This window comes from Primorskyibacter marinus (assembly GCF_003313245.1).
Lineage (GTDB): Bacteria > Pseudomonadota > Alphaproteobacteria > Rhodobacterales > Rhodobacteraceae > Primorskyibacter > Primorskyibacter marinus.
This window is the reverse complement of record NZ_QJSD01000008.1, coordinates 50,330-69,275: the sequence shown is the minus strand read 5'-3', so window position 1 is coordinate 69,275 and position 18,946 is coordinate 50,330. Positions and strand designations below refer to the sequence as shown.

At 59.4% G+C, this 18,946-nt stretch carries 21 protein-coding genes and 1 pseudogene; 8 read left to right on the top strand and 14 right to left on the bottom strand.

The genetic code is table 11. The features are described 5' to 3' along the window. Positions 1 to 241: 241 nt before the first annotated feature. From DMZ65_RS11665 to DMZ65_RS11655, 3 genes and pseudogenes are all read right to left on the bottom strand, one after another. Positions 242 to 808 (bottom strand): annotated as a pseudogene (locus tag DMZ65_RS11665) (efflux RND transporter permease subunit); the annotation flags it as partial. A gap of 73 nt (positions 809 to 881) precedes the next feature. Beyond that, complete coding sequence (locus DMZ65_RS11660; RefSeq protein WP_116599065.1) at positions 882 to 1,643, bottom strand: SpoIIAA family protein; 762 nt, start codon at positions 1,641 to 1,643, stop codon at positions 882 to 884. A 50-nt stretch (positions 1,644 to 1,693) separates the two neighbouring features. After that, a complete protein-coding gene (locus tag DMZ65_RS11655; protein ID WP_116599064.1) occupies positions 1,694 to 2,377 on the bottom strand; it encodes a TetR/AcrR family transcriptional regulator in 684 nt (227 codons plus the stop codon). A 402-nt stretch (positions 2,378 to 2,779) separates the two neighbouring features. On the opposite strand from DMZ65_RS11655, the gene DMZ65_RS11650 reads away from it, so the two are divergent. The 3 genes from DMZ65_RS11650 to DMZ65_RS11640 all read left to right on the top strand — a co-directional run bounded on the left by DMZ65_RS11650 (position 2,780) and on the right by DMZ65_RS11640 (position 5,610). Then, the gene (locus DMZ65_RS11650) at positions 2,780 to 3,760 is read left to right on the top strand and encodes a TRAP transporter substrate-binding protein (protein ID WP_232824978.1); all 981 of its coding nucleotides are present in this window, start codon (positions 2,780 to 2,782) and stop codon (positions 3,758 to 3,760) included. Between the two features lie 67 nt (positions 3,761 to 3,827). Continuing rightward, positions 3,828 to 4,319: a TRAP transporter small permease gene (locus DMZ65_RS11645; RefSeq protein WP_116599063.1), complete on the top strand. Its 492-nt coding sequence runs from the start codon at positions 3,828 to 3,830 to the stop codon at positions 4,317 to 4,319. Next, on the top strand, positions 4,306 to 5,610 hold the full coding sequence (locus DMZ65_RS11640; protein ID WP_116599062.1) for a TRAP transporter large permease: 1,305 nt from the start codon (positions 4,306 to 4,308) through the stop codon (positions 5,608 to 5,610). Before DMZ65_RS11645 ends, DMZ65_RS11640 begins: the two co-directional genes overlap by 14 nt. 123 nt (positions 5,611 to 5,733) lie before the next feature. Here the strand turns inward: DMZ65_RS11640 and DMZ65_RS11635 are convergent, their stop codons facing one another. Then, positions 5,734 to 6,546 carry a phytanoyl-CoA dioxygenase family protein gene (locus tag DMZ65_RS11635; protein ID WP_116599061.1) on the bottom strand — a complete coding sequence of 271 codons (813 nt, stop codon included), beginning with the start codon at positions 6,544 to 6,546 and terminating at the stop codon, positions 5,734 to 5,736. Positions 6,547 to 6,885: 339 nt separating this feature from the next. Between DMZ65_RS11635 and DMZ65_RS11630 the strand changes: the two genes are divergently transcribed. From DMZ65_RS11630 to DMZ65_RS11610, 5 genes are all read left to right on the top strand, one after another. Next, the gene (locus DMZ65_RS11630) at positions 6,886 to 7,203 is read left to right on the top strand and encodes a Dabb family protein (RefSeq protein ID WP_116599060.1); all 318 of its coding nucleotides are present in this window, start codon (positions 6,886 to 6,888) and stop codon (positions 7,201 to 7,203) included. Further along, on the top strand, positions 7,190 to 8,395 hold the full coding sequence (locus tag DMZ65_RS11625) for an aminodeoxychorismate synthase component I (RefSeq protein WP_198662680.1): 1,206 nt from the start codon (positions 7,190 to 7,192) through the stop codon (positions 8,393 to 8,395). The genes DMZ65_RS11630 and DMZ65_RS11625 overlap by 14 nt, the downstream gene beginning before the upstream one ends. A 144-nt stretch (positions 8,396 to 8,539) precedes the next feature. Continuing rightward, positions 8,540 to 9,499 carry a TAXI family TRAP transporter solute-binding subunit gene (locus tag DMZ65_RS11620; protein ID WP_116599122.1) on the top strand — a complete coding sequence of 320 codons (960 nt, stop codon included), beginning with the start codon at positions 8,540 to 8,542 and terminating at the stop codon, positions 9,497 to 9,499. Next, positions 9,496 to 9,963, top strand: coding sequence for a DUF1850 domain-containing protein (locus DMZ65_RS11615; protein ID WP_232824977.1), 468 nt, complete (start codon positions 9,496 to 9,498; stop codon positions 9,961 to 9,963). The genes DMZ65_RS11620 and DMZ65_RS11615 overlap by 4 nt, the downstream gene beginning before the upstream one ends. Then, complete coding sequence (locus DMZ65_RS11610) at positions 9,960 to 11,942, top strand: TRAP transporter permease (protein ID WP_116599059.1); 1,983 nt, start codon at positions 9,960 to 9,962, stop codon at positions 11,940 to 11,942. The genes DMZ65_RS11615 and DMZ65_RS11610 overlap by 4 nt, the downstream gene beginning before the upstream one ends. A 99-nt stretch (positions 11,943 to 12,041) precedes the next feature. On the opposite strand, the gene DMZ65_RS11605 is transcribed toward DMZ65_RS11610, so the two are convergent. The 10 genes from DMZ65_RS11605 to narJ form a co-directional block, all read right to left on the bottom strand. Next, positions 12,042 to 12,323, bottom strand: coding sequence for a hypothetical protein (locus DMZ65_RS11605; protein ID WP_116599058.1), 282 nt, complete (start codon positions 12,321 to 12,323; stop codon positions 12,042 to 12,044). Continuing rightward, complete coding sequence (locus DMZ65_RS11600; protein ID WP_116599057.1) at positions 12,320 to 13,018, bottom strand: hypothetical protein; 699 nt, start codon at positions 13,016 to 13,018, stop codon at positions 12,320 to 12,322. Before DMZ65_RS11600 ends, DMZ65_RS11605 begins: the two co-directional genes overlap by 4 nt. Before the next feature lie 58 nt (positions 13,019 to 13,076). Further along, complete coding sequence (locus DMZ65_RS11595; RefSeq protein ID WP_232824976.1) at positions 13,077 to 14,492, bottom strand: APC family permease; 1,416 nt, start codon at positions 14,490 to 14,492, stop codon at positions 13,077 to 13,079. A gap of 13 nt (positions 14,493 to 14,505) precedes the next feature. Then, positions 14,506 to 14,673: a hypothetical protein gene (locus DMZ65_RS19680; RefSeq protein ID WP_179141504.1), complete on the bottom strand. Its 168-nt coding sequence runs from the start codon at positions 14,671 to 14,673 to the stop codon at positions 14,506 to 14,508. Between the two features lie 21 nt (positions 14,674 to 14,694). Beyond that, positions 14,695 to 15,075: a hypothetical protein gene (locus tag DMZ65_RS11590; protein WP_116599120.1), complete on the bottom strand. Its 381-nt coding sequence runs from the start codon at positions 15,073 to 15,075 to the stop codon at positions 14,695 to 14,697. Positions 15,076 to 15,089: 14 nt separating this feature from the next. Continuing rightward, on the bottom strand, positions 15,090 to 15,371 hold the full coding sequence (locus DMZ65_RS11585) for a hypothetical protein (protein ID WP_232824975.1): 282 nt from the start codon (positions 15,369 to 15,371) through the stop codon (positions 15,090 to 15,092). Between the two features lie 595 nt (positions 15,372 to 15,966). Then, positions 15,967 to 16,584, bottom strand: coding sequence for a carbonic anhydrase (locus DMZ65_RS11580; RefSeq protein WP_116599056.1), 618 nt, complete (start codon positions 16,582 to 16,584; stop codon positions 15,967 to 15,969). Between the two features lie 72 nt (positions 16,585 to 16,656). Then, the gene (locus tag DMZ65_RS11575; protein ID WP_116599118.1) at positions 16,657 to 17,451 is read right to left on the bottom strand and encodes a peptidylprolyl isomerase; all 795 of its coding nucleotides are present in this window, start codon (positions 17,449 to 17,451) and stop codon (positions 16,657 to 16,659) included. Between the two features lie 5 nt (positions 17,452 to 17,456). Beyond that, complete coding sequence (gene narI, locus DMZ65_RS11570) at positions 17,457 to 18,242, bottom strand: respiratory nitrate reductase subunit gamma (RefSeq protein WP_116599055.1); 786 nt, start codon at positions 18,240 to 18,242, stop codon at positions 17,457 to 17,459. Between the two features lies 1 nt (position 18,243). Then, positions 18,244 to 18,945, bottom strand: coding sequence for a nitrate reductase molybdenum cofactor assembly chaperone (gene narJ / locus DMZ65_RS11565; RefSeq protein WP_116599117.1), 702 nt, complete (start codon positions 18,943 to 18,945; stop codon positions 18,244 to 18,246). Between the last annotated feature and the right edge of the window lies 1 nt (position 18,946).

The following is an 18,946-nucleotide window of genomic DNA, read 5'->3' as shown; positions in this document are numbered from 1 at the left end:
CAGAAACCGACCGGCGCGTTTTGGTCACCGGCTCATAGCGACGACTGCGTTGATATGAAAAGATGTCACTCGTACATGGCTCTCGTACATGGCTCATGTGCGAGTGACGCGGCCACACCGCAACCGTATCGTCCATGAAAAACGCGGCCGCCGGAACCTGATGACCCCAAGATGCAGGACGGGCGTTGACTATTTACGGCCCTGAACGCGCATCAATCTCCTGTTTCTTTTACCGGCAAGGCTATGCCATAGCTACGGACGGAATGCGCGGCACCTGCAATGCCCGCCGCGCTTTCTTTTCGCCCAGCATCAGCATGGCGGGGGTGACGATCAGGGTCAGCACTGTCGCAATCACAAGACCCCCGGCGATTGCCGACGAAAGTTCGGTCCACCACTGGGTAGAGGGTGCACCATAGACGATTTCGCGGGTGAAAAAATTCAGCTTCACGCCGATCACCATCGGCATCAGGCCAAGCGCCGTCGTGACCGAGGTCAGCACCACCGGTCGAAGACGTTGTGCCCCCATGCGCAATGCGGCTTCCAGCGGTGACATCCCGGTTTTCTTCAGCGCATTATAGGTGTCGATCAGAACGATATTGTTGTTCACCACGATCCCGCCCATGACCACACCAAACGGGCGGCCCGTGACGATCAGACCGAACAGGACACCCGCGATAGAGAACACGATGGCGCTCATCACGACAAAGGCCTGATAGAAGTTGTCGAACTGAAGTACGAGGATCACGGCGGCGATGACATTTGCCTCCAGATCGCTCAGCATGGTTTTCACCTGCTCGCTTTGGTCCTGCATATAGTCAATGTGGGCCCTGTCGGGCCACTCTGCCTGCGCGCTTTCGATATAAACCGGGCGGCGTTATACATTAGGCAGCCCGGACCCAGGCCCATGCCGCAGCATCCTCTGACCCGTCGAATATCCGCATCTCGAAAGGCAGCATGCCAGCGACCGTGCCCGCCATGGCACCCATCCATGTCGGCGCGCCCACAACGGCATAGCGTCTTAGATGCGTGATGGCTTTCATCTTGGTGCCCATCAGTGATCCGTTGGTCAGGATCGCCGGATCAAAACCGTCGAAATCCTTGAACCGGACAAGCAGATTGATCTTTTCGTCGCCTTTCATATGCGCTTCGAGCGGGGTCAGTACATTGTCTACATCCTCTACGGTGATCCGTCCGTCGATCTCGAAGGCGATGACACTGACCGCGCCGTCAGACAAAAGCTTTACGCCCGCCCCCGCAGCCGCGGCTTCCTTCAGGGGCAAGTCAAAGACGAACGCCTCGGCCGCCGCGACATCCGCAGAACCGAACGCTTTCATATCGATCATCGGCAGGATCGGGTCCATCCACTTCAGCAGCGCGGCGATGGCCTGAAGATCGGTGACCACCGCCATCTTCGCGATTTTCGACCACTGGGCCAGCATCCCGAATTCGAACTTCGCGTCCTCGGCCATCGCATCGGCGGTGATGTCTTTCCATTCCTCTGCACGCACGATCAACCCAAGCGGTCCATCGCCTTGCAGCGCGGGTGTCAATTCACGCTCCATCCGCTGTATGTCGTCTTTTTCAAGGACACCAGTCAGCGTCAGTTCCCAGACCTTCGGCTTCAGTTCCTTCAGTTTCAGCATGAGTTTTCCTTTTCTGTTCAAAAAGAGCGGACGCGGCCCCGATCAATGTCTCAATCGTTCACAATCGCGCGAAGCATGAGGCGATACTCCGTCGGATTGGAGAGCAGGACGCTACCACGAGGCAGGCCAAGTACCCGGTCGATCAGGGCGGCCTCGGCCACCATCCGGCGATCAAGACATTCAGTTGCCCGGTCCAGATCACCTTGTTCGGCGGCGTCGAAAGCCTCTTTCAGCACCGTGCGGCGCCCCCGCGACAACCCCATGATCGTCTCACCGACGAGATCAATATCGGGAATGTCAAAGATGCCTTCATCGACGCCCTGACCAATCATTTCCAGCAAGACAGGCATTGCGGCGGCATTTGCCGCTGTCGTGATCCTGTCGAACAAAATGTCGTTGCCGGGGCGCAGCATGACCTCGATGAAGAATTTCATCTTCCGCCCCTGCTCTGCCTTCCAGCGGCTGGATTCAGCAAGAAACGCATTGAAGCGTTGCAGCGCATTGCCGGATGTCGCGTCCCTTGCGGTTTGCGCTGCCGTCAATGCCTGGATCGTGAACCGCTCGACCACCCCATCAAGCAGATCCTCCTTGGCCGAAAAATGATGATAAAAACCACCCTTCGAAATCTTCGCCGCGGACAGAACTTCGGCGATTGTAACGTCATCCCAACCTCGGGCAAAAAACAGTTTTTGCGCCGCATCAAGGATGTGCCCGCGACGTTCATCGGGTGCCATGCGGACACGCTTTGGCGTTTTGTCATTCTCTGTTTTGCTACTGGCACCCACGTCTTCAACCCTACAGACCGATGGTCGGTATGTAGAGTTGGCAATCAAGGCGTCAAGAATAGCCCCCTGTTTATTGAGTTGGCTCACGCTGACGGGCAACAATCATATCGACGAAAACAATTGCTTCACACCGGCGCGGAAACGACGGATTTTCGAAGCTGACCTCCACATGCACAGGTGTCATATTTTCTTTAAATTATTGATTTATAATAATATAATTCGAATACCTTGGGGTTTCGTCGATTTGCAAATCCATCTTTGCGACAACTATTGCGCTCATGCACATCTTGCTACCATACTAGAGTGCATAACCAGCTTCAGAGTATCGTTTTTCAATCTTGGGAGGATAATATGAAAAACTTTGCAAGCGCAGCCATTGGTTGCGGCATGTTTGCCTTGTCTGCGGTTCCGGGTTTTGCCACGGAATTGGTCGGCGCTGTTCAGTTCAACGAAGACCACGCCTTCACCAAGGCCTTGCGCGAATTCGAGCGTTCGGCAGGTGAATGTTCGGGCGGATCTCTGACCTTTGAACTGCATTTGAATTCGGAACTCGGGCTGGAGAAAGACTATTTCGAGAATATGAGCCAGGGCATCGCTGTCGATTACGCGATCGTCAGCCCATCTCATATGTCGACCTTCTCTCAGAAGGCGCCGCTTATGGATATGCCATTCCTGTTCCGCGATCTTGATCACTGGAACGCGGTGATGGAACAGGACGCGCTTGCCCCGCTGGCGCAGGACGTGCTTGAAAAGGCCGATGTCCGCCTGATCGGTTATGCGGGTGGCGGCACGCGGCAACTGATCGTCAATCGACCGATCACCAATATGGACGAGCTTGAAGGCCTGCCGATGCGCGTCATGGGCGCGCCGATCCAGACCCGCATCTTCGAGGCCATTAATGCCGCGCCCTCGGTCATCGCCTATGCCGAGGTGTATAACGCCATCCAGACCGGCGTGATCGAAGCTGCTGAAAACGAGGCCGCGGGCATCGAACAGATGAAGTTCTACGAGGTCGGGCCGCATATCGCATTGACGGCGCATGCCATCACCGTGCGCCCGATTGCCTTTTCCAATGCAACATTCGAACGTCTGACCCCGGAAGAACAGGAATGCGTTCTGGCTGCGGGTGCAGCCGGTGGCAAACTGGGTCGCGAGATCGAAAGCAGTCAGGACAGTGAAAAGCTTGCCGCAATGGAAGAGGCCGGTCTGCTGACCACCCATGCCTTTGAGGAGCGCGACAAGCTGCTGGAACTGGCGGCCCCGGTCAAGAAAGCCTACGCCGAAGAGCTTGGCGCAACCGATGTGTTGATGGCAATCGAAGCAGTCAAGTAACCAAGCCACCAGCGGCCTGCGAAACCATCGCGGGTCGCATCTTCACCCGATGTGATTGAGAGGCGCCATGCGCGTAGTGCTGGAAAGCTATTATCGCTTCCTGAAGCTTTTGCTGACCATATTGATGACTTTGCTGATCATCCCGGTCTCAATGCAAATCCTAAGCCGATATACCGGGATCATCCCACGCTTTATCTGGACGGAAGAGATTGCGCGGTTCTGTTTCGTCTGGATCATCATGATCGGCGCAATGATCGCGGTGCGCGACGGCACGCATTTCGATGTGGATGTCCTGCCGCGCAGCGCCTCGAAATATATAGAGTTCGCATCGCGGATGTTTGTCCATCTGGCAATCCTCTGCATGGCGCTGTCCTTCGTGTATTGGGGCTATGATTTCGGCATTCTGGGATCGCGCCAGAGATCGGAAATTTCCGGCCTGCCAATGCTGTCTATCTATATCGGCTGGCCGATTGCCGGGGCGACATGGACAGTCTTCACCGTTGAAAAGATATGGGACGAAGTCAAAAACCTCAAAGGAGAACATAATGGGGCCAGGTGAAGTCGCGGCGATCCTGTTCGGGACCTTCGCCGTCCTGGTATTCCTGCGCGTGCCCGTCGCCTTCGCGCTTGGGCTGGCGGTCGTGCCGGTGTTCTTTATCGACGAGCGCCTGACACCCGTGCTGCTGATGCGCGAGATGTTCAAAAGCTATAATGCGTTCATCCTGCTTGCGGTGCCGTTCTTCCTGTTGGCGGCAAACCTGATGAATTCCTCGGGCATCACCGACCGGCTGATCCGTCTGGCGCGGGCGATGGTCGGGCATCTTCCCGGCGGGCTGGGCCATGTCAACGTCGTCGTGTCGATGCTGTTTGCCGGGATTTCCGGCAGCTCGACAGCGGATGCGGCGGGCATCGGGTCGCTGCTCATCCCGCAAATGGAAAAAGAGGGCTACGACAAGTCATTCGCGGTCGCCATCACCGCCAGTTCCAGCGTCATGGGCGTGATCATTCCGCCGTCGATCCTGATGGTTGTCTGGGGCGGGCTGATGTCGGTATCTATCGGAGGCTTGTTTCTTGCGGGCGTCCTGCCGGGCATATTGATTGCGGCATCGCAAATGATCACCGTCTATATCTACGCCAAAAGACGCGGGTATCCGGTGCATGACCGATCAAGCCTGATAGAGCTTGCCAAGGCAGCCGCAGGCGCTTCGCTGGCGCTGATGACACCGCTGATCATCGTTGGCGGCATTGTCGGCGGGTTCTTCACCCCGACCGAGGCATCGGTGGTTGCGGTGATCTATTCGCTGATCCTCGGCCTTTTCGTCTACCGCTCGATCACGCTGCCCAAACTGCCGGGCATTCTTTATGACAGCGCCCGGTTCGCCTCGATCACGCTGTTCTGCATCGGCACCGCGTCGGCATTCGGCTGGTGTCTTGCCTATTTCAAGATCCCGGCGGCCCTGGTGGATCAGATCGCCGCCATGGGCCTTGGCGTTATCGGAACCGGCATCATGGTGGCGCTGGCGTTTCTTCTGATCGGCATGTTCATCGACGCCATTCCGGCCATCATCATCCTTGGAACGGTGCTGCTTCCGGTGACAGAGCATGTGGGCATGCATCCGCTCCATTTCGCCATCATCGGCGTCATAAGCCTGTCTTTCGGCCTGGTCACGCCGCCCTACGGGCTGTGCTTGCTGATCGCAGCCGCAATCGGGCGCATCCGCGTCGTCGATGCCTTGCGGGATGTTGGTGTCATCCTGTTGCCGATGGTCGGAATCCTGCTGTTGATCATACTCCTGCCAGAGTTGATCTTGGCACTGCCACGCTGGATCATGCCGACATTCGTGCAGTAAAGGGCGGTGACCGGACCGGGCGGCACCCATTGTCCAGTTAGAAGTGGTTCCATTTTTTGCGGACAGGTGTGCGGCGTTTGCCAAAGCCTATCCGGTTGGGGCTTCAAGCTGCGTGGCGTTGCTTCAGGCCCGTGTGTTCCCGGTATCCAACAGTATTGGAAACCAGTCTTCGCGCAGCTGTTGACCGGCTTTCATATCGTGGCCGGGAAAGGGAGGCGATGTTGGGCCGGGCCTCTCCACATAACGCGCATCATCGCCCAGCAACCGCAGCGAAAACGCGCGCCTGCGTGTGCCGCTGTCATTGCCACGCGCCCCGTGCAGGGTTTTGTAGTTGAACGCCACGGCGTCGCCCGGTTCCATCTCGTACTCGCGGATGTCCATGCCTTCCGCATCAGGATCAGGCACCTGCATGTAATCATCGTCATCGGGGTAGAAATTGGTCTCGGCCAACCAACGCGTGGGCAGCACGGGCTTTTCCCAGAGATGCGACCCGGCCACACAGCGCAAGGACGCGTCGCGCACCGGATCAAGCGGCGACCAGAAGCTGACCGTTTTCTGCCCTTCGACGAAATAATACGGGCTGTCCTGATGCCAAGGCGTCGGCTTGGACGTGCCGGGTTCCTTGACCAACACATGATCGTGGAACATCTGGACGGTCTTTGATCCCATCAACTCTGCTGCAACGGCTGCCGCCGGCGACGTGTGAATCACGTCCTGAAATTCGGGGATACGAGTCCAATTGCAATAATCGTCGAAAAAACGCCCCCCTTCCCCGGCTTTCAGATTCTCGGCCGCATATGGGCCTGGTTCGGCCATGTTCCGTTCCACACCCGCGCGCAGTTGCTCCACCTGATCCTTGAACAGTCCTTTCACAAGAACGACGCCGTCGCGTTGGTAAGCGTCAATATGATCTTGGGTCAGAAGAGGATGCGTCATGTTCGGTTACCTTGTCAGTTAGAAGACATGTTGTCTTTTCGGTCTCGAAGAAGAAGCTGTCGGTCGGTTTGCCATTTGTCTGAGGGTCCGCCTGTCCGAATCCCCGGCACGTTTACAACGACCTATATGTTCTGCACGTTTCGAAAATACCATGTCAACGTCGGCACCGGGATTGCGATGGCTCTTGATTTCAGCAGGCCCGTGAATTTAGGCGAACATCTACTCTTCCGGTTGAAAACCTCCACCAAGGCTGTAGAACGGCTTGCACATCCAGACCGTCTCCGCAGCCCGTGTTCCGGGTGTATACACTCATCCCCCAAAACGACCGGAATTTTCCTTATGATCCGTCACTTCGTTTTCTTCACCGCCCAGCATGACGGCAATATCGAGCCTATCAGGAAGGGATTGCAGATCCTGAAACGGATCCCCCACGCTCAGCGACTGGAAATCGCGCTGAACCGCAAATCAGAGCCGACAAGCCGTGAAGTGGACGTGGTTGTTTACGGTGAATTTGCGGATGATGCTGCACTGACCGCCTATAAGGCGCATGAGTTTTATGCAGAATCTGTCCGGCGCGTGAAACCGCTGCGTGAAATGCGGTGGGCCGCGGATTACGATGTGGCGCAAGCCGTCAATACCCCCGATGACGACGCCTGATACGCCCTCCGGCGACAGTCTGGCCGGGCCGGGCGAACCAACTGTCTTGTTGCGCGACGACATCGCGGGGCAGGAGTTGTGCTTCACTGCCCCCACGGGGATGATCCGCGCCGACAGGGCCGGGGACGTCCCCGCAGCACTGGCAAAGATGGAAAGCGCCCGCGCCAATGGCAAATGGTGCGCGGGCTATCTGTCCTACGAGGCCGGATTTGCGCTGGACCCAAAGCTGCACGGCCAGATGCCCGAAGCCCGCGGCGTGCCTTTGGTGCTGATGGGGGTCTTCGACGCGCCGGAGGCACGACCGGTCAGCCAAGGCCATGATGGCACGGCTGGATTGTCAAACTTTCGGCCCATGTGGTCCTTCGAGGACTATGCCCCCCGGTTCAACCGCGTGCATGAACACCTGCGCCAAGGCGATTGCTATCAGGCGAACCTGACTTTCCCGATCACCGCCGACTGGCAAGGCTCCGCCGCCGCGCTTTTCAACGAGATGACAGAACGTCAGCCGGTTCGATACGCCGCGCTGGTCGATCTTGGTGGGCCGGTCATTCTGTCGCGCTCGCCCGAACTGTTTTTCAAGGTGGATGACGACCGCTGGATCGAAACGCACCCGATGAAGGGCACCATGCGGCGCGGTGCTACCCCCGAGGAAGACGCGGCCCTTGCCGAGGCGCTGCGACAGGACGTCAAGAACCGCGCCGAAAACCTGATGATCGTCGACCTGCTGCGCAACGACATTTCCCGCATCTGCGAACTTGGCTCGCTGCATGTGCCGGAACTGTTTCGGATCGAAAGCTATCCGACGGTGCATCAACTGGTCAGCCGCGTCCGGGCGCGCCTTAACCAGGACGTGACGATTGCCGACATCGTCACGGCGCTCTTTCCCTGCGGTTCGATCACCGGCGCGCCGAAATTGCGCGCAATGCAAATTCTGCGCGGGCTGGAAGACCAACCGCGCGATATTTATTGCGGCGCGATCGGATATGCCTCGCCTACGGGCCGGATGCGGTTCAACGTGGCGATCCGTACGCTCACATTGCACGACAGCGGCGAGGCAGTGTTCAATGTCGGCGGCGGCATTGTCTACGATTCCGAAGTGCGGGCCGAATATGAAGAATGTCTGCTGAAGGCACGCTTTGCGACCGGCAAGGCGTTGACTGTGCCCGATCTTGACGAGGATGCCGCAGACTAGGCGCGAATTGGCCCTCTGGCACCATGTGATCGGCCCTTCCCGCCGCCTTACCCCACGGGAGTTTCCGCCATTTCAACACCGGTTCAGCTTGAAATATTTCGGTCGGGATATACGGTGAACGCCAATATAAACCGGGAGGAACCAATGAAACTGACGAAGTATTTTGCTGTCGCGGCCCTTGTGGCCGCCACGCCGGCCATGGCGCAGATGCAGCTTTCCATCGCCACCGGCGGCACCGGCGGGGTCTACTACCCGATGGGCGGCGGGTTGGCCGAGGTCATCAACAACAACGTCGAAGGCTACAGCGCCACGGCCGAAGTCACCGGCGCGTCGGTTGAAAACATGGGGCTTATCGCGACGGGCGATGCCGATCTTGCCATTGGGCTGGCCGACACGGTGCAACAGGCCTATTCCGGCACCGGGCGTTTTGAGGGCCAGGAATTGCCGATGATCCGCGCCGTAGGCTCGCTTTACGCCAACATGGTCCAGATCGTGACCCTTGCCGACAGCGACGTCGAGACGATCGACGACCTGAAGGGCAAGCGCGTGTCGGTTGGTGCGCCGGGATCGGGTACAGAGGTGAACGCAAAGACCCTGCTGGAGGCGAACGGCATCTCCTTTGACGATTTCAACGCGCAGCGGCTGAACTTCAATGAAACCGCAGACGCGCTCAACAACGGCGATATTGATGCCGGGTTCTGGAGCGTCGGCGCGCCCACCTCGTCAATCCTCAACCTTGCGACAACAAACGGTATCCGCATGATCGGGCTGAGCGATGAACAGGTCGAGGCGGCCAAAGCGGCGGACCCGGTCTTTGCCTCGCTCAGCCTTGCCGGTGGCGTCTATGACGGCGTCGATGAAGCGGTGCCGACGCTCGGCGTTCCCAACGTGTTGGTGGTCTCGTCCGAGATGGACGAAGACACCGTCTACATGATCACCAAGGCCATGTATGAAAACATCGCCGACATGCAGGCCGTTCACCCGGCCGCGAACGAGACCACGGTCGAGTTCTCGATGAACGCGACACCAGTGCCGCTGCACCCCGGCGCGCTGCGCTACTACGAAGAGGCAGGCGCCACGATCCCGGACAAACTCCGCCCGTGATCCGTACTTTTGGAAGAGGGCTGCTGGCTCTCTTCCTGACCGCCCTGCCCGCCTTGGCCGAAAACCTGACCGCAACCTTGCCTGACGGGACAGAGATTGCCCGGCTGACCGTGGCTGACGGGTCGGGCTGGTGCATCCTGTGGCACCATTCGGTGCAGGGTTTCGAAGTTCAGGACTGCTATCGCAACCAATCGGGCCGCATGGTGCTGGAGCGTTCGCACCAGCCCGATTTCGCCGCCGGTCTTGGCCACCTTCCGGGACGGGGAAAACAGACCTCGGACGGCGCGGGTGGCTACTGGATCGAGAATATCGGCGAGCCGGTGCCCGGCAATGCCTATGTGCTGCGGCCCGGCAGCGTGGCCGTAAACCACAGGATCGTGACCGCGAAGGACGATATATCGCTTTCGGCTTTGGCACCCCGCGCCCGCGTTCTCATCGCATTGCAACCGGAGAAAACCGAATGACCGACACACATGACGTGCAGGCTCCGGGGGTGGGGAAACAGCCGCGCTTCATCTTGCGAATGATCGCCGCGGTCGGAATCGCACTATCGCTGTTTCAGCTTTACGCCGCCGGCATTCAGCCGCTTGGCCTGTTCTTTCAGCGCCCCATCCATCTGGGTTTCATCCTTGTCCTTTGCTTCCTGATGTATCCCGTGACCGGCGACCGCCCGCGCGGCCTATTGGGCTGGGCCATCGACGGCACGTTGATCGGATGCGGTGTACTGGTGGGGTATTGGGTGCCTGCCAATATCGACGCCATCGCCAATGCCATCATCCCGCGCAACATCGACGTGACCGTGGGAATCATCACAACGCTGGTCGTGCTGGAAGCTGCACGGCGCGCCATCGGCCTTGGCATGACGATCATCGGCGCGGTTTTCATCCTCTACGCTTTTGCCGGCAACCGCGGAGAGCTGCCGTTTCTGTCCGATTTCCTGCCCGGCATCCTGAACCATCGCGGCTATACGCTGGAACGTCTGTCAAGCCAGATGACGCTGGGGGCCGAAGGCATCTTCGGCCTGCCGCTGGGGGTCGCGGCCACGTTCATCTTCGTCTTCGTGCTGTTCGGCGCATTTCTGGAAGTGACTGGCGCGGGCAAGTTCTTCATCGATCTCGCTTATGCCGCCACCGGACGCCAACGCGGCGGCCCGGCCAAAGCGGCGGTGATCGCCAGCGCGGGTATGGGCTCGATCTCTGGGTCGGCCATCGCCAATGTGGTCACGACCGGGGCATTCACCATCCCGCTGATGAAACGGCTGGGCTATCGCCCGGCACAGGCCGGGGGGATCGAGGCCGCCGCCTCGACCGGGGGGCAGATCATGCCGCCGCTGATGGGGGCTGGTGCCTTCCTGATGAGCGAGTTCACCCGCGTGCCCTATATCGAGATCGTGCTGGTCTCGATCTTCCCGGCGTTTCTCTATTTCGGGGCGGTCTATCTGCTGGTCCATATCGCGGCCGTCAAACAGGGGATGACGGGCATCCCGTCCGATGAATTGCCCAAGGTGCGCGACGTGCTGGCCGAGGGCTGGCATTTCCTGTTGCCGCTGGTCGCGCTTGTCTGGCTGTTGGTCGTGGGCTATTCGCCGATGCGCGTGGGGTTCTATGCCATCGTCGCGGTCATCGGCGCGGCGATCTTGCGTGGCCTGATGCAATATATCGCCGCCGGTCCCACGATCCCTGCGCTGCTCGCACTGGTCAAAGCCGGTGCCGCCCGCACATTGGAGGCGCTGGAACTGGGTGCCCGCAACGCCGTCGCGGTGTCGATGGCCTGTGCGGTTGCGGGGATTGTCGTGGGTGTCGTGGGCCTGACCGGGCTGGGGTTGAAATTCTCGGCGATGATGCTGGCTTTCTCCAACGGCAATCTGCTGTTGGCCCTGCTGCTGGTCGTGCTTGCCAGCCTGATCCTTGGCATGGGATTACCCGTGACGGCAGCCTATATCGTGCTGATCATCCTTGTCGGCCCGGCGCTGACCGAACAATTCGGAATACCGCTTCTGGTTGCCCATCTGGTCGTCTTCTGGTGGAGTCAGGATTCAAACGTCACCCCGCCCGTCGCTTTGGCAGGGTTTGCGGGCGCGGCAATTGCCAACGCCTCGCCGATGGAAACCTCTGTGCAGGCGTGGAAATACGCCAAGGGGCTATATCTTGTCCCGCTTTTCCTGGTGTTCAATCCCTCGCTGATCGAGGGCGGTCCCGTCCCGGTTGTCCTGTGGAACGGCGTGATCGCCATCCTCGCCCTGACCGCCTTTGCCGCTTCTCTGGAGGGGTTCCTGTTCGGTCCCATGCCGATCTGGGCGCGGGTTCTGGCGCTGCCCGGCATCGTCGCGATCTTTTGGCCCAGCTTGCAGGGCGAAATCGCGGGTGCGTTGCTGATCGCGGTGTTGCTGGCGCTGAATTGGGCAACCGCCCGAAGGCAACGCGACGCACCGACACCGGCCTGACGAGGGGTGGTTTTTGATACTTGGGAACAAACCAGCGCGCCCGGTCAAACAGCGATCAGGCGACCCCCTGCCTGTCGCTTGGGGGCTGCCCTGACACGATCACCGTTTTGCGGCGGCCCATACCGAATGGCGGATGCGCGCGGTTTTGTAGGCGTCATAGATCGCCATCGCATAGACAAAGATCCCGCCCGAATACTTGCCGATAAGCGACACATCCGGGGCCGCTGTCTTCAGCGTGTATCCACCCAGAAGCACCACGAAGAACAAGAACAGCAATCCGCGGACCGGCTGACGGTTCAACACCTGGCCCGACGCGGGCAGAATGATGGCGCTGACCAGTACCAGATAGGGATTGAAGGGCGCGCGCGTGACGATGCTCATGCTGGTATCTTCTCTATCTTGTCGGCTGCCGCGTCCAGAATATCTGCCCGCAACGCCAGAAGCGCCTCCAGTTTCGGGATCACCTGCTCGGCAGGCAGTGGTTTCAGCCCCATTTCCGCGTCGCGGTAAATCAGGTAGCGGCTGCGCTGCGCCTCTTCCGCCAGAAACACGATCCGCAGACCGTCCGGCGAAATCACCAGCTCCTTCACCCTGGGATCATCGAAGATATGCAGATGCCGGCGCATCAGATCCTCGGACGGCATAAGCGCGGGATTGTCTGTGCGGATGGCGCAGGTTTCCGGAAAACCTTCGGGCAGATCCAGCTGGTTGTGCAAGGACTGAAAGCGCGAGAATGGCTCGATCCCGGTGGACCGGACCATCAGATCCAGCGTAGCGCCCACGGGCAATGGGCCGGGCAATGTCACAAGCACCCACAAGGCCGGAAGTTTGCGAAAGGTCAGCGTGTCGGGCATGGCCTGAATGTCGGTCTCTTGCCCCTGATAGCTGCCTGCCAACCGGGCAAACCCGGTGGGGGACACACCCATGCGCGGTTGATCCAACAGCGCACGACACGCGTCCATATAGGCGGCGCGCGTCCGATGCCGCGCAGCAGAGGCACGGCGAATGTTGATCGCGAGGGTCGCTACCAGCGCCCCCAGCACGACGATGATCGCCATGAGCAGAAATCGGTCCATCCCGGCAGCCTTCACTCACAAGGAACCGGCCCGCGAGATTGCGGGCCGGTCCGGGGTCTCAGTATCCGCGCGGACGTGGCCACGGCATGGTGAACTGCGCCGCCCGGCGCACGAAGCGATAGCGCCAGAAATGGAACCACAACGAAACGATGATGTAGAAAGAGATCATCGCGACCAGTTGCGACCCATAGCCAAGGAAGACCGCAAAGAATGTCACCCCGCACAGGCATAGCAACAGGATCGCCGGGATCGGGTGGAACGGATGCTCATACCCCCGCTTGATCGTGTCCAGTGGCCATTTGCGACGGAACAGGATCACGTTCAGCGGCATGAAGGTATATCCCAGCAGGCCCGACAGGATCGAGAAGGTGATGACCTGATCCAACGGCGCACCCAAGGCAAAGATCAGCGCGATCGGGATCAGGAAGATGATCGACCGGTAGGGCGTGCGGAACTTGGGGTGCACCGCTCCGAACCATTCCGGCAGATAATGGTCTCGCCCCATCGCGAACCAGGCGCGGCTGGCATCGTTGATACAGCCATTGGCCGAGGCCAGCGTCGCGAACATGGTGCCGATCCCCAAAAGGATCATCAGTGTCATCGACCCCGACAGCCGTGCCGCGTCAAACAGTGGAACGCCCGCCTGCCCCAGATATTCCCAAGGCATGAGACCCACGCAGACATACCATGTCAGGGTTGCGGCGATCAGCAGCGTCATGATGCCTGCAAGCGTCCCGAAGGGCAGCGACCGCGCAGGCGAACGAACCTCTTCTGCCGCCTGACATGTCCCCTCGATCCCCAGATAGTACCAAAGGCCGAAATGCATCGCGGCCAAGATGCCCAGCCATCCATAGGGAAGATCGGTCATCAACTGCGCGTGACGCAGCGGGCTGTCGCCCATGAACACGGCGGTTGACAGGAACAGGATGATGATCGCCGAGAACGCCACAGCCGTGATGATCAGGCTGAATGTCAGCGTCGCCAGAACCCCGCGATAGTTCAGCCATGCCAGAAACATGATTGCCAGAACAATGAACGGCCGTTGGTCCAGCCCTTCATGCCCCGTCATGCCGGCCACGGTGTCGATCAGGAATCCGAAGGTGATGGCATTCGCCGCCTCCAGCATCGTGTAGGCAAAGACCAGGTAAAGGCCGACATTGAAGGCCATCAACGGCCCGACGATATGCTTGGCCTGGGTATACTGCCCCCCGGCCGCCGCAACGGTCGATGTGACCTCGCTGTCGATCATCGCGACGCAGGAATACAGGATACCGGCGAACCAGCAGGCCAGCAGCGCGGCATAGGCCCCGCCCTTGCCCACGGCAAAGTTCCATCCCATATATTCGCCCACAAGGACGATCCCGACGCCAAGGCCCCAGATATGTGCCGGTCCCAGCACCCGTGCCAGGCCCACTTTGGTCCCACCGGGGCCCATTCCATCCATGTCTTTGGACGTGATATCTGTATCAGACATCCACTTACCCCTCTTAAAGTGTGTGTTCTTCCGTCATCGCCTCAAGCGCGCCCTCGCGCGAGGACATCAGTTCCTCTTCGCTATAGGTGCTGTCGATCCTGAACCAGTCGATGACGATATAAAGCCCGAAGACGATTGAAAGTCCCCACGCGGCGTATTCGAAGATATTCCAGATATCCATTTTCAAAGTCCGATCTTGCGTCTATTTCTTGCCAAATTTCTCTGCGATTACATCGCCGTATTCCTTTTCGGAAAAGCGAAGAATAAGCGCGTAATAGCCGACGACGACCACGATCATGACCAGCAGGCTGAGGATCGAGAACGAGTAGTCAAACCGTGCCGTGATCAGTTCGGCGGCATCGGCCGCTTCGGCATAGCCCAGCTGGTTCCACTTCTCGATCATCGTCGCATTCTGCCCCAGGCTTTCCCATGTCGGGTTCTCGGACACATTGGATGTCTGCGAACTGCCTGCGAGGTTCAGCCACAGCGGCAGGTAAAGCGCGCCGATTGCCAGAACCAGAAGAACGATCACGTCGATGATCTGCCCAAACTTGCTTTGGGTAGGGGGTGTATAATCTGCCATCTTTGTACTTCCGTTCACTGACGTTTCTGCGCGCGGGCAATATCAAGAAACTTGATATCCAGCCCGTACATGAAGTCGCGATCTTCGCGGTAATGGCGCAGCATCGCCAGAATGGCGGCTGTGTTCAGCAGCAAGATCATGCCACCGCCGATCAGCAGCATCGTCCGCGCGGCACTATTTGGTGCAAGCGACCATGTCGCGCTGGCGACGAAGATGATCGCAAGCCACAAACCTACAACAAAAGCCCAGGCAACGCCGATGTCCTGTCGGTGCATCGATTCGATTCGTTTCGCCATGTCAGGCATACGTTTTTCTCCCATGTTGATGTTTGTTGTAACTTTCCAGCGCGTTTTGATAATTTTGTTGCCAAAATTCAGCCTGCCTTGAAGTTAACTCTATTTCGCCCATATTAGGTAAAAATTCCCATAGGTAAACAATTTTTCTCTTAGGGTTAAAAACGCACCGCCCATACAGGGTGAAAAAGCTGCGGAAACAACGCGATTTCGACCGTGGGTTCGGCACAGCCGCCGCGCGCAATGCCGGGTCAATGCGGCCCGGAAACACCCTCTGGAACCGTCAAGTTCATCCATGTCAACTTTGATCACGACATTTCAGATTTCCGAACCCCCGCAGCGCAGCACCACGCGAAGCAACCTCCACGAAATCGCTGTGGCTTAACGCCATGCTCGAAGAACCGGCACGCGGTCCTTGCCATCACTTTCGGATAAGGTAAATTCAGCGCTGTCAGAACCGCGCGCTTTTGCGACGTCAGGATCGTCGCGCAACCTTTGGATATGGAAACGACCATGCCGCGTTGCATCCAGCCCGGATCGCGGTTTGGTCCGGGCGCTTGCTGATCGGCGTGGCAAATGTTTCGTCAGGGTCTGGTTTTCAGGTCGCGTCGGCCGATTGAAAATGGTCGGGACCAACCGTGCAATCCAGATCGCGCAGCCGCCCGTCCTTCAGCCCGTAGATCAAGCCGTGAATGCGTATATCCGCCCCGTGTTGCCACGCCCGGCGAAGGATCGGCGTTTCGGCCACGCGCCGGACACCATCGACCACGTTCAACTCTGCCAGTCTTTCGCGGCGCTGTTCGATGTCCGGCAGCTGCGTCAGATCCGCGGCATAGCTGCGGGCCAGCCTCCGGATCGGTTCCAGCCAGTGATCGGCCAGACCATGGGGGACATCCTCGGTCGCGGCCTTCACACCGCCGCAACCGTAATGGCCGCAAACGATGACCTCGCGCACATGCAGCGTGTCAACGGCAAATTCCAGCGCCGAAAGCAGGTTCATGTCGGAGGAATGAATGACATTTGCAACATTGCGGTGAACAAAGACTTCGCCGGGATCAAGCCCGGCAACCACATTTGCCGGCACCCGGCTGTCCGAGCAGCCGATCCAGAAATACTCGGGTGCCTGTTGCGCGGCGAGCCGGGTAAAAAAGTCCGGCTCTTGTTCCTGCCGCTCTGCCGACCAGTTCCGATTACGCGCAAGAAGATCATTCAACATACGAGGTCTCCGCTGAAGGGCGAAGGTGCCCCGCCGGATCTGGTTGATTCATGTCCCGCCCTTTCGCCTGTGTCAGATCGGCGCAAGGCTTGCGCCTGCAATGCTTGCCGTGGACGCAAGCGTTTCAATGAAATCCCGCGATGCGCGTGCCCAGGCGGCCTTTTCCAACGCCTGCGCGATCTTGGGACGAACCGTTTCATAAGGCAGCACCTGCCCCGGTGCCGTGGCGTTGAGGCGGATGATATGCCAGCCGTGTCGTGATAGCACCGGCGCGGATGTGATGCAATTATCGGACAGGCGGCGCAGCGCGGTCTCGAATTCGGGCACGGTATCGCCCGGCCCCAACTGACCCAGATGACCGCCCGCCTCTTTCGAGCCGCAATCGCTTTCGCGGGCGGCGCGGGCAAACCCCTTTGCATCGCCGTCCAGCTTTGACAACAGCGCCTTGGCGCGGGCCTCGGCCTGATCTCGGGCGATTTCGTCCCGCGGATCGCAGGCGCACAGGATATGCGACACATCCCAAAGCGGTGCGGATCGGTAGCGGCCCGGATCTTTCGCCCATTCGCGGCGCACCGACTCTTCCGTCACCGGCGCGATGTTCAGCGCCTCGTCGAGAAGCGCCCGGATCATCGCCTCGTCCTCGGTTTCGACCCGCCCCGGTGCCAGTTCCGCAGGATCGGGGTGCTGACCGCGCCGCCGCGCCTCTTGCAACAGAAGCGCCCGGATGGTCAGCGCCTGTGCTGCCTTGCGCCACGCGATGCCGGGCTTTTCCTTGGGGCCGGGATGGTTCTGGGCTTCGGCGGCAATCGCTGCCGGGGGTATTTGTTCGCCGTTCACCACAACGTCGGGAAAGAGAGAAACATTCATCGCCGTCACTCCCCTGCTGTCGGGGCGGTGGCACCCGGTTTCGCCTGGCGCGCATCAAACGCATCCCGGCGCTCTTCCAGCGGTCGTTGGCGGCGCGACCGGACGATCTGGTATCCGGGCCGTCTCAGCAGATAGCGAAAGGGTGCTGCAAAGCCCGAGATCATGTGAACCAGCCGGGTGAAGGGAAACAGCGCCGTGATGATCAGGCCAAGGAAGATGTGAAAACGATAGAGCCAGTGCACATCGACCATATCCGTCCAGGCGTTGACGTTCCATGTCAGGATGCTTTGTGACCAGTTCATAAAGCGCACCATTTCCGCCCCATCCATATGCTGAAGCGTTTGGGTGATGGTAAACAGACCCACGATCAACTGAAGCCAGATCAGCGCCAGAATGGCGATATCGGCAAAGCTGGAGGTGGCGCGGATGCGGCTGTCCGTCAGTCGCCGATGCAGCAAGATCGTGGCCCCGATCAGCGACGCAAGCCCCGCCGGGCCACCGATCAAAACGGCCATCCACTGTTTCAGCCCATGGGGCACGCCCAGGGCATCCAGCACCCAAACGGGAGTGAAAAGCCCGATCAGGTGGCCAAAGAACACCGTGATGATGCCCACATGAAACAGGACCGAACCCCAGAACAGTTGCTTCTGGCGCAAAAGCTGGCTCGACGCGCTTTTCCAGGTAAAGGGATCGCGTTCATAGCGCGCGATCGAGCCCACCACGAGAACAGTCAGCGCCGCATAGGGCATGATCCCGAAGATGATGAAGTCGATGTCGAGATTGGCAAACATGTCATGTCCTCCGGTTCAAAGGGGGGGCTGTGGGGCTGTCCATCGCGGCAAGCAGATCGCGCACCTGTGGGCATCCACCGTTCGGATCCGGCCCGAACGTGACCTCGGTCTCCTCCCAGACCGCATCCAAGGCGGCCAGATCGGTCGGGTCGTCATCGGGCAGGGCCAACATTTCGGCCAGCGTCTCGGCATCGGCAGGGCTGCCCGACAGGTGCAGCAGGGCTGCCAATGCGCCGGCATAGCCGCTTTCGCGCCGCACCAGTCGCGCCCGCAACGCGTCAAGGATATGCGCCGCATCTGCAAGGATCTCCTGCGCCTCGGGTTGCGGCCTTGTGGACAGAAACTCCAGCAGCACCGGCAGGTGGTCCGGCAGTTCCGAGGTGGCGGGTTCCACCCCGCCCGCCCGGTAGGTTTCGATCAGGCTGACCATCGCGCCGCCACGCTCCCGGCTTTCGCCGTGGATATGCTCGAACAGGTTCAGCGACAGCGTGCGCGACCGGTCGAACAGCATGACATAGCGCTCTTGCAGATCAACAATATCGCCCTTGGCAAACCCATGCGCGAACTGCCGTAAAACGGCGCGCAGGCTAAGCGGGATACGCGGATCCGCGCCAAGGATCTCGGCAATATCGGGCATGGCGTCCTGTAGCTCTGCCGTCGGGTAGCTCAGCACCAGCGACAGCGCCTTGAGTGTGCGGTCCATC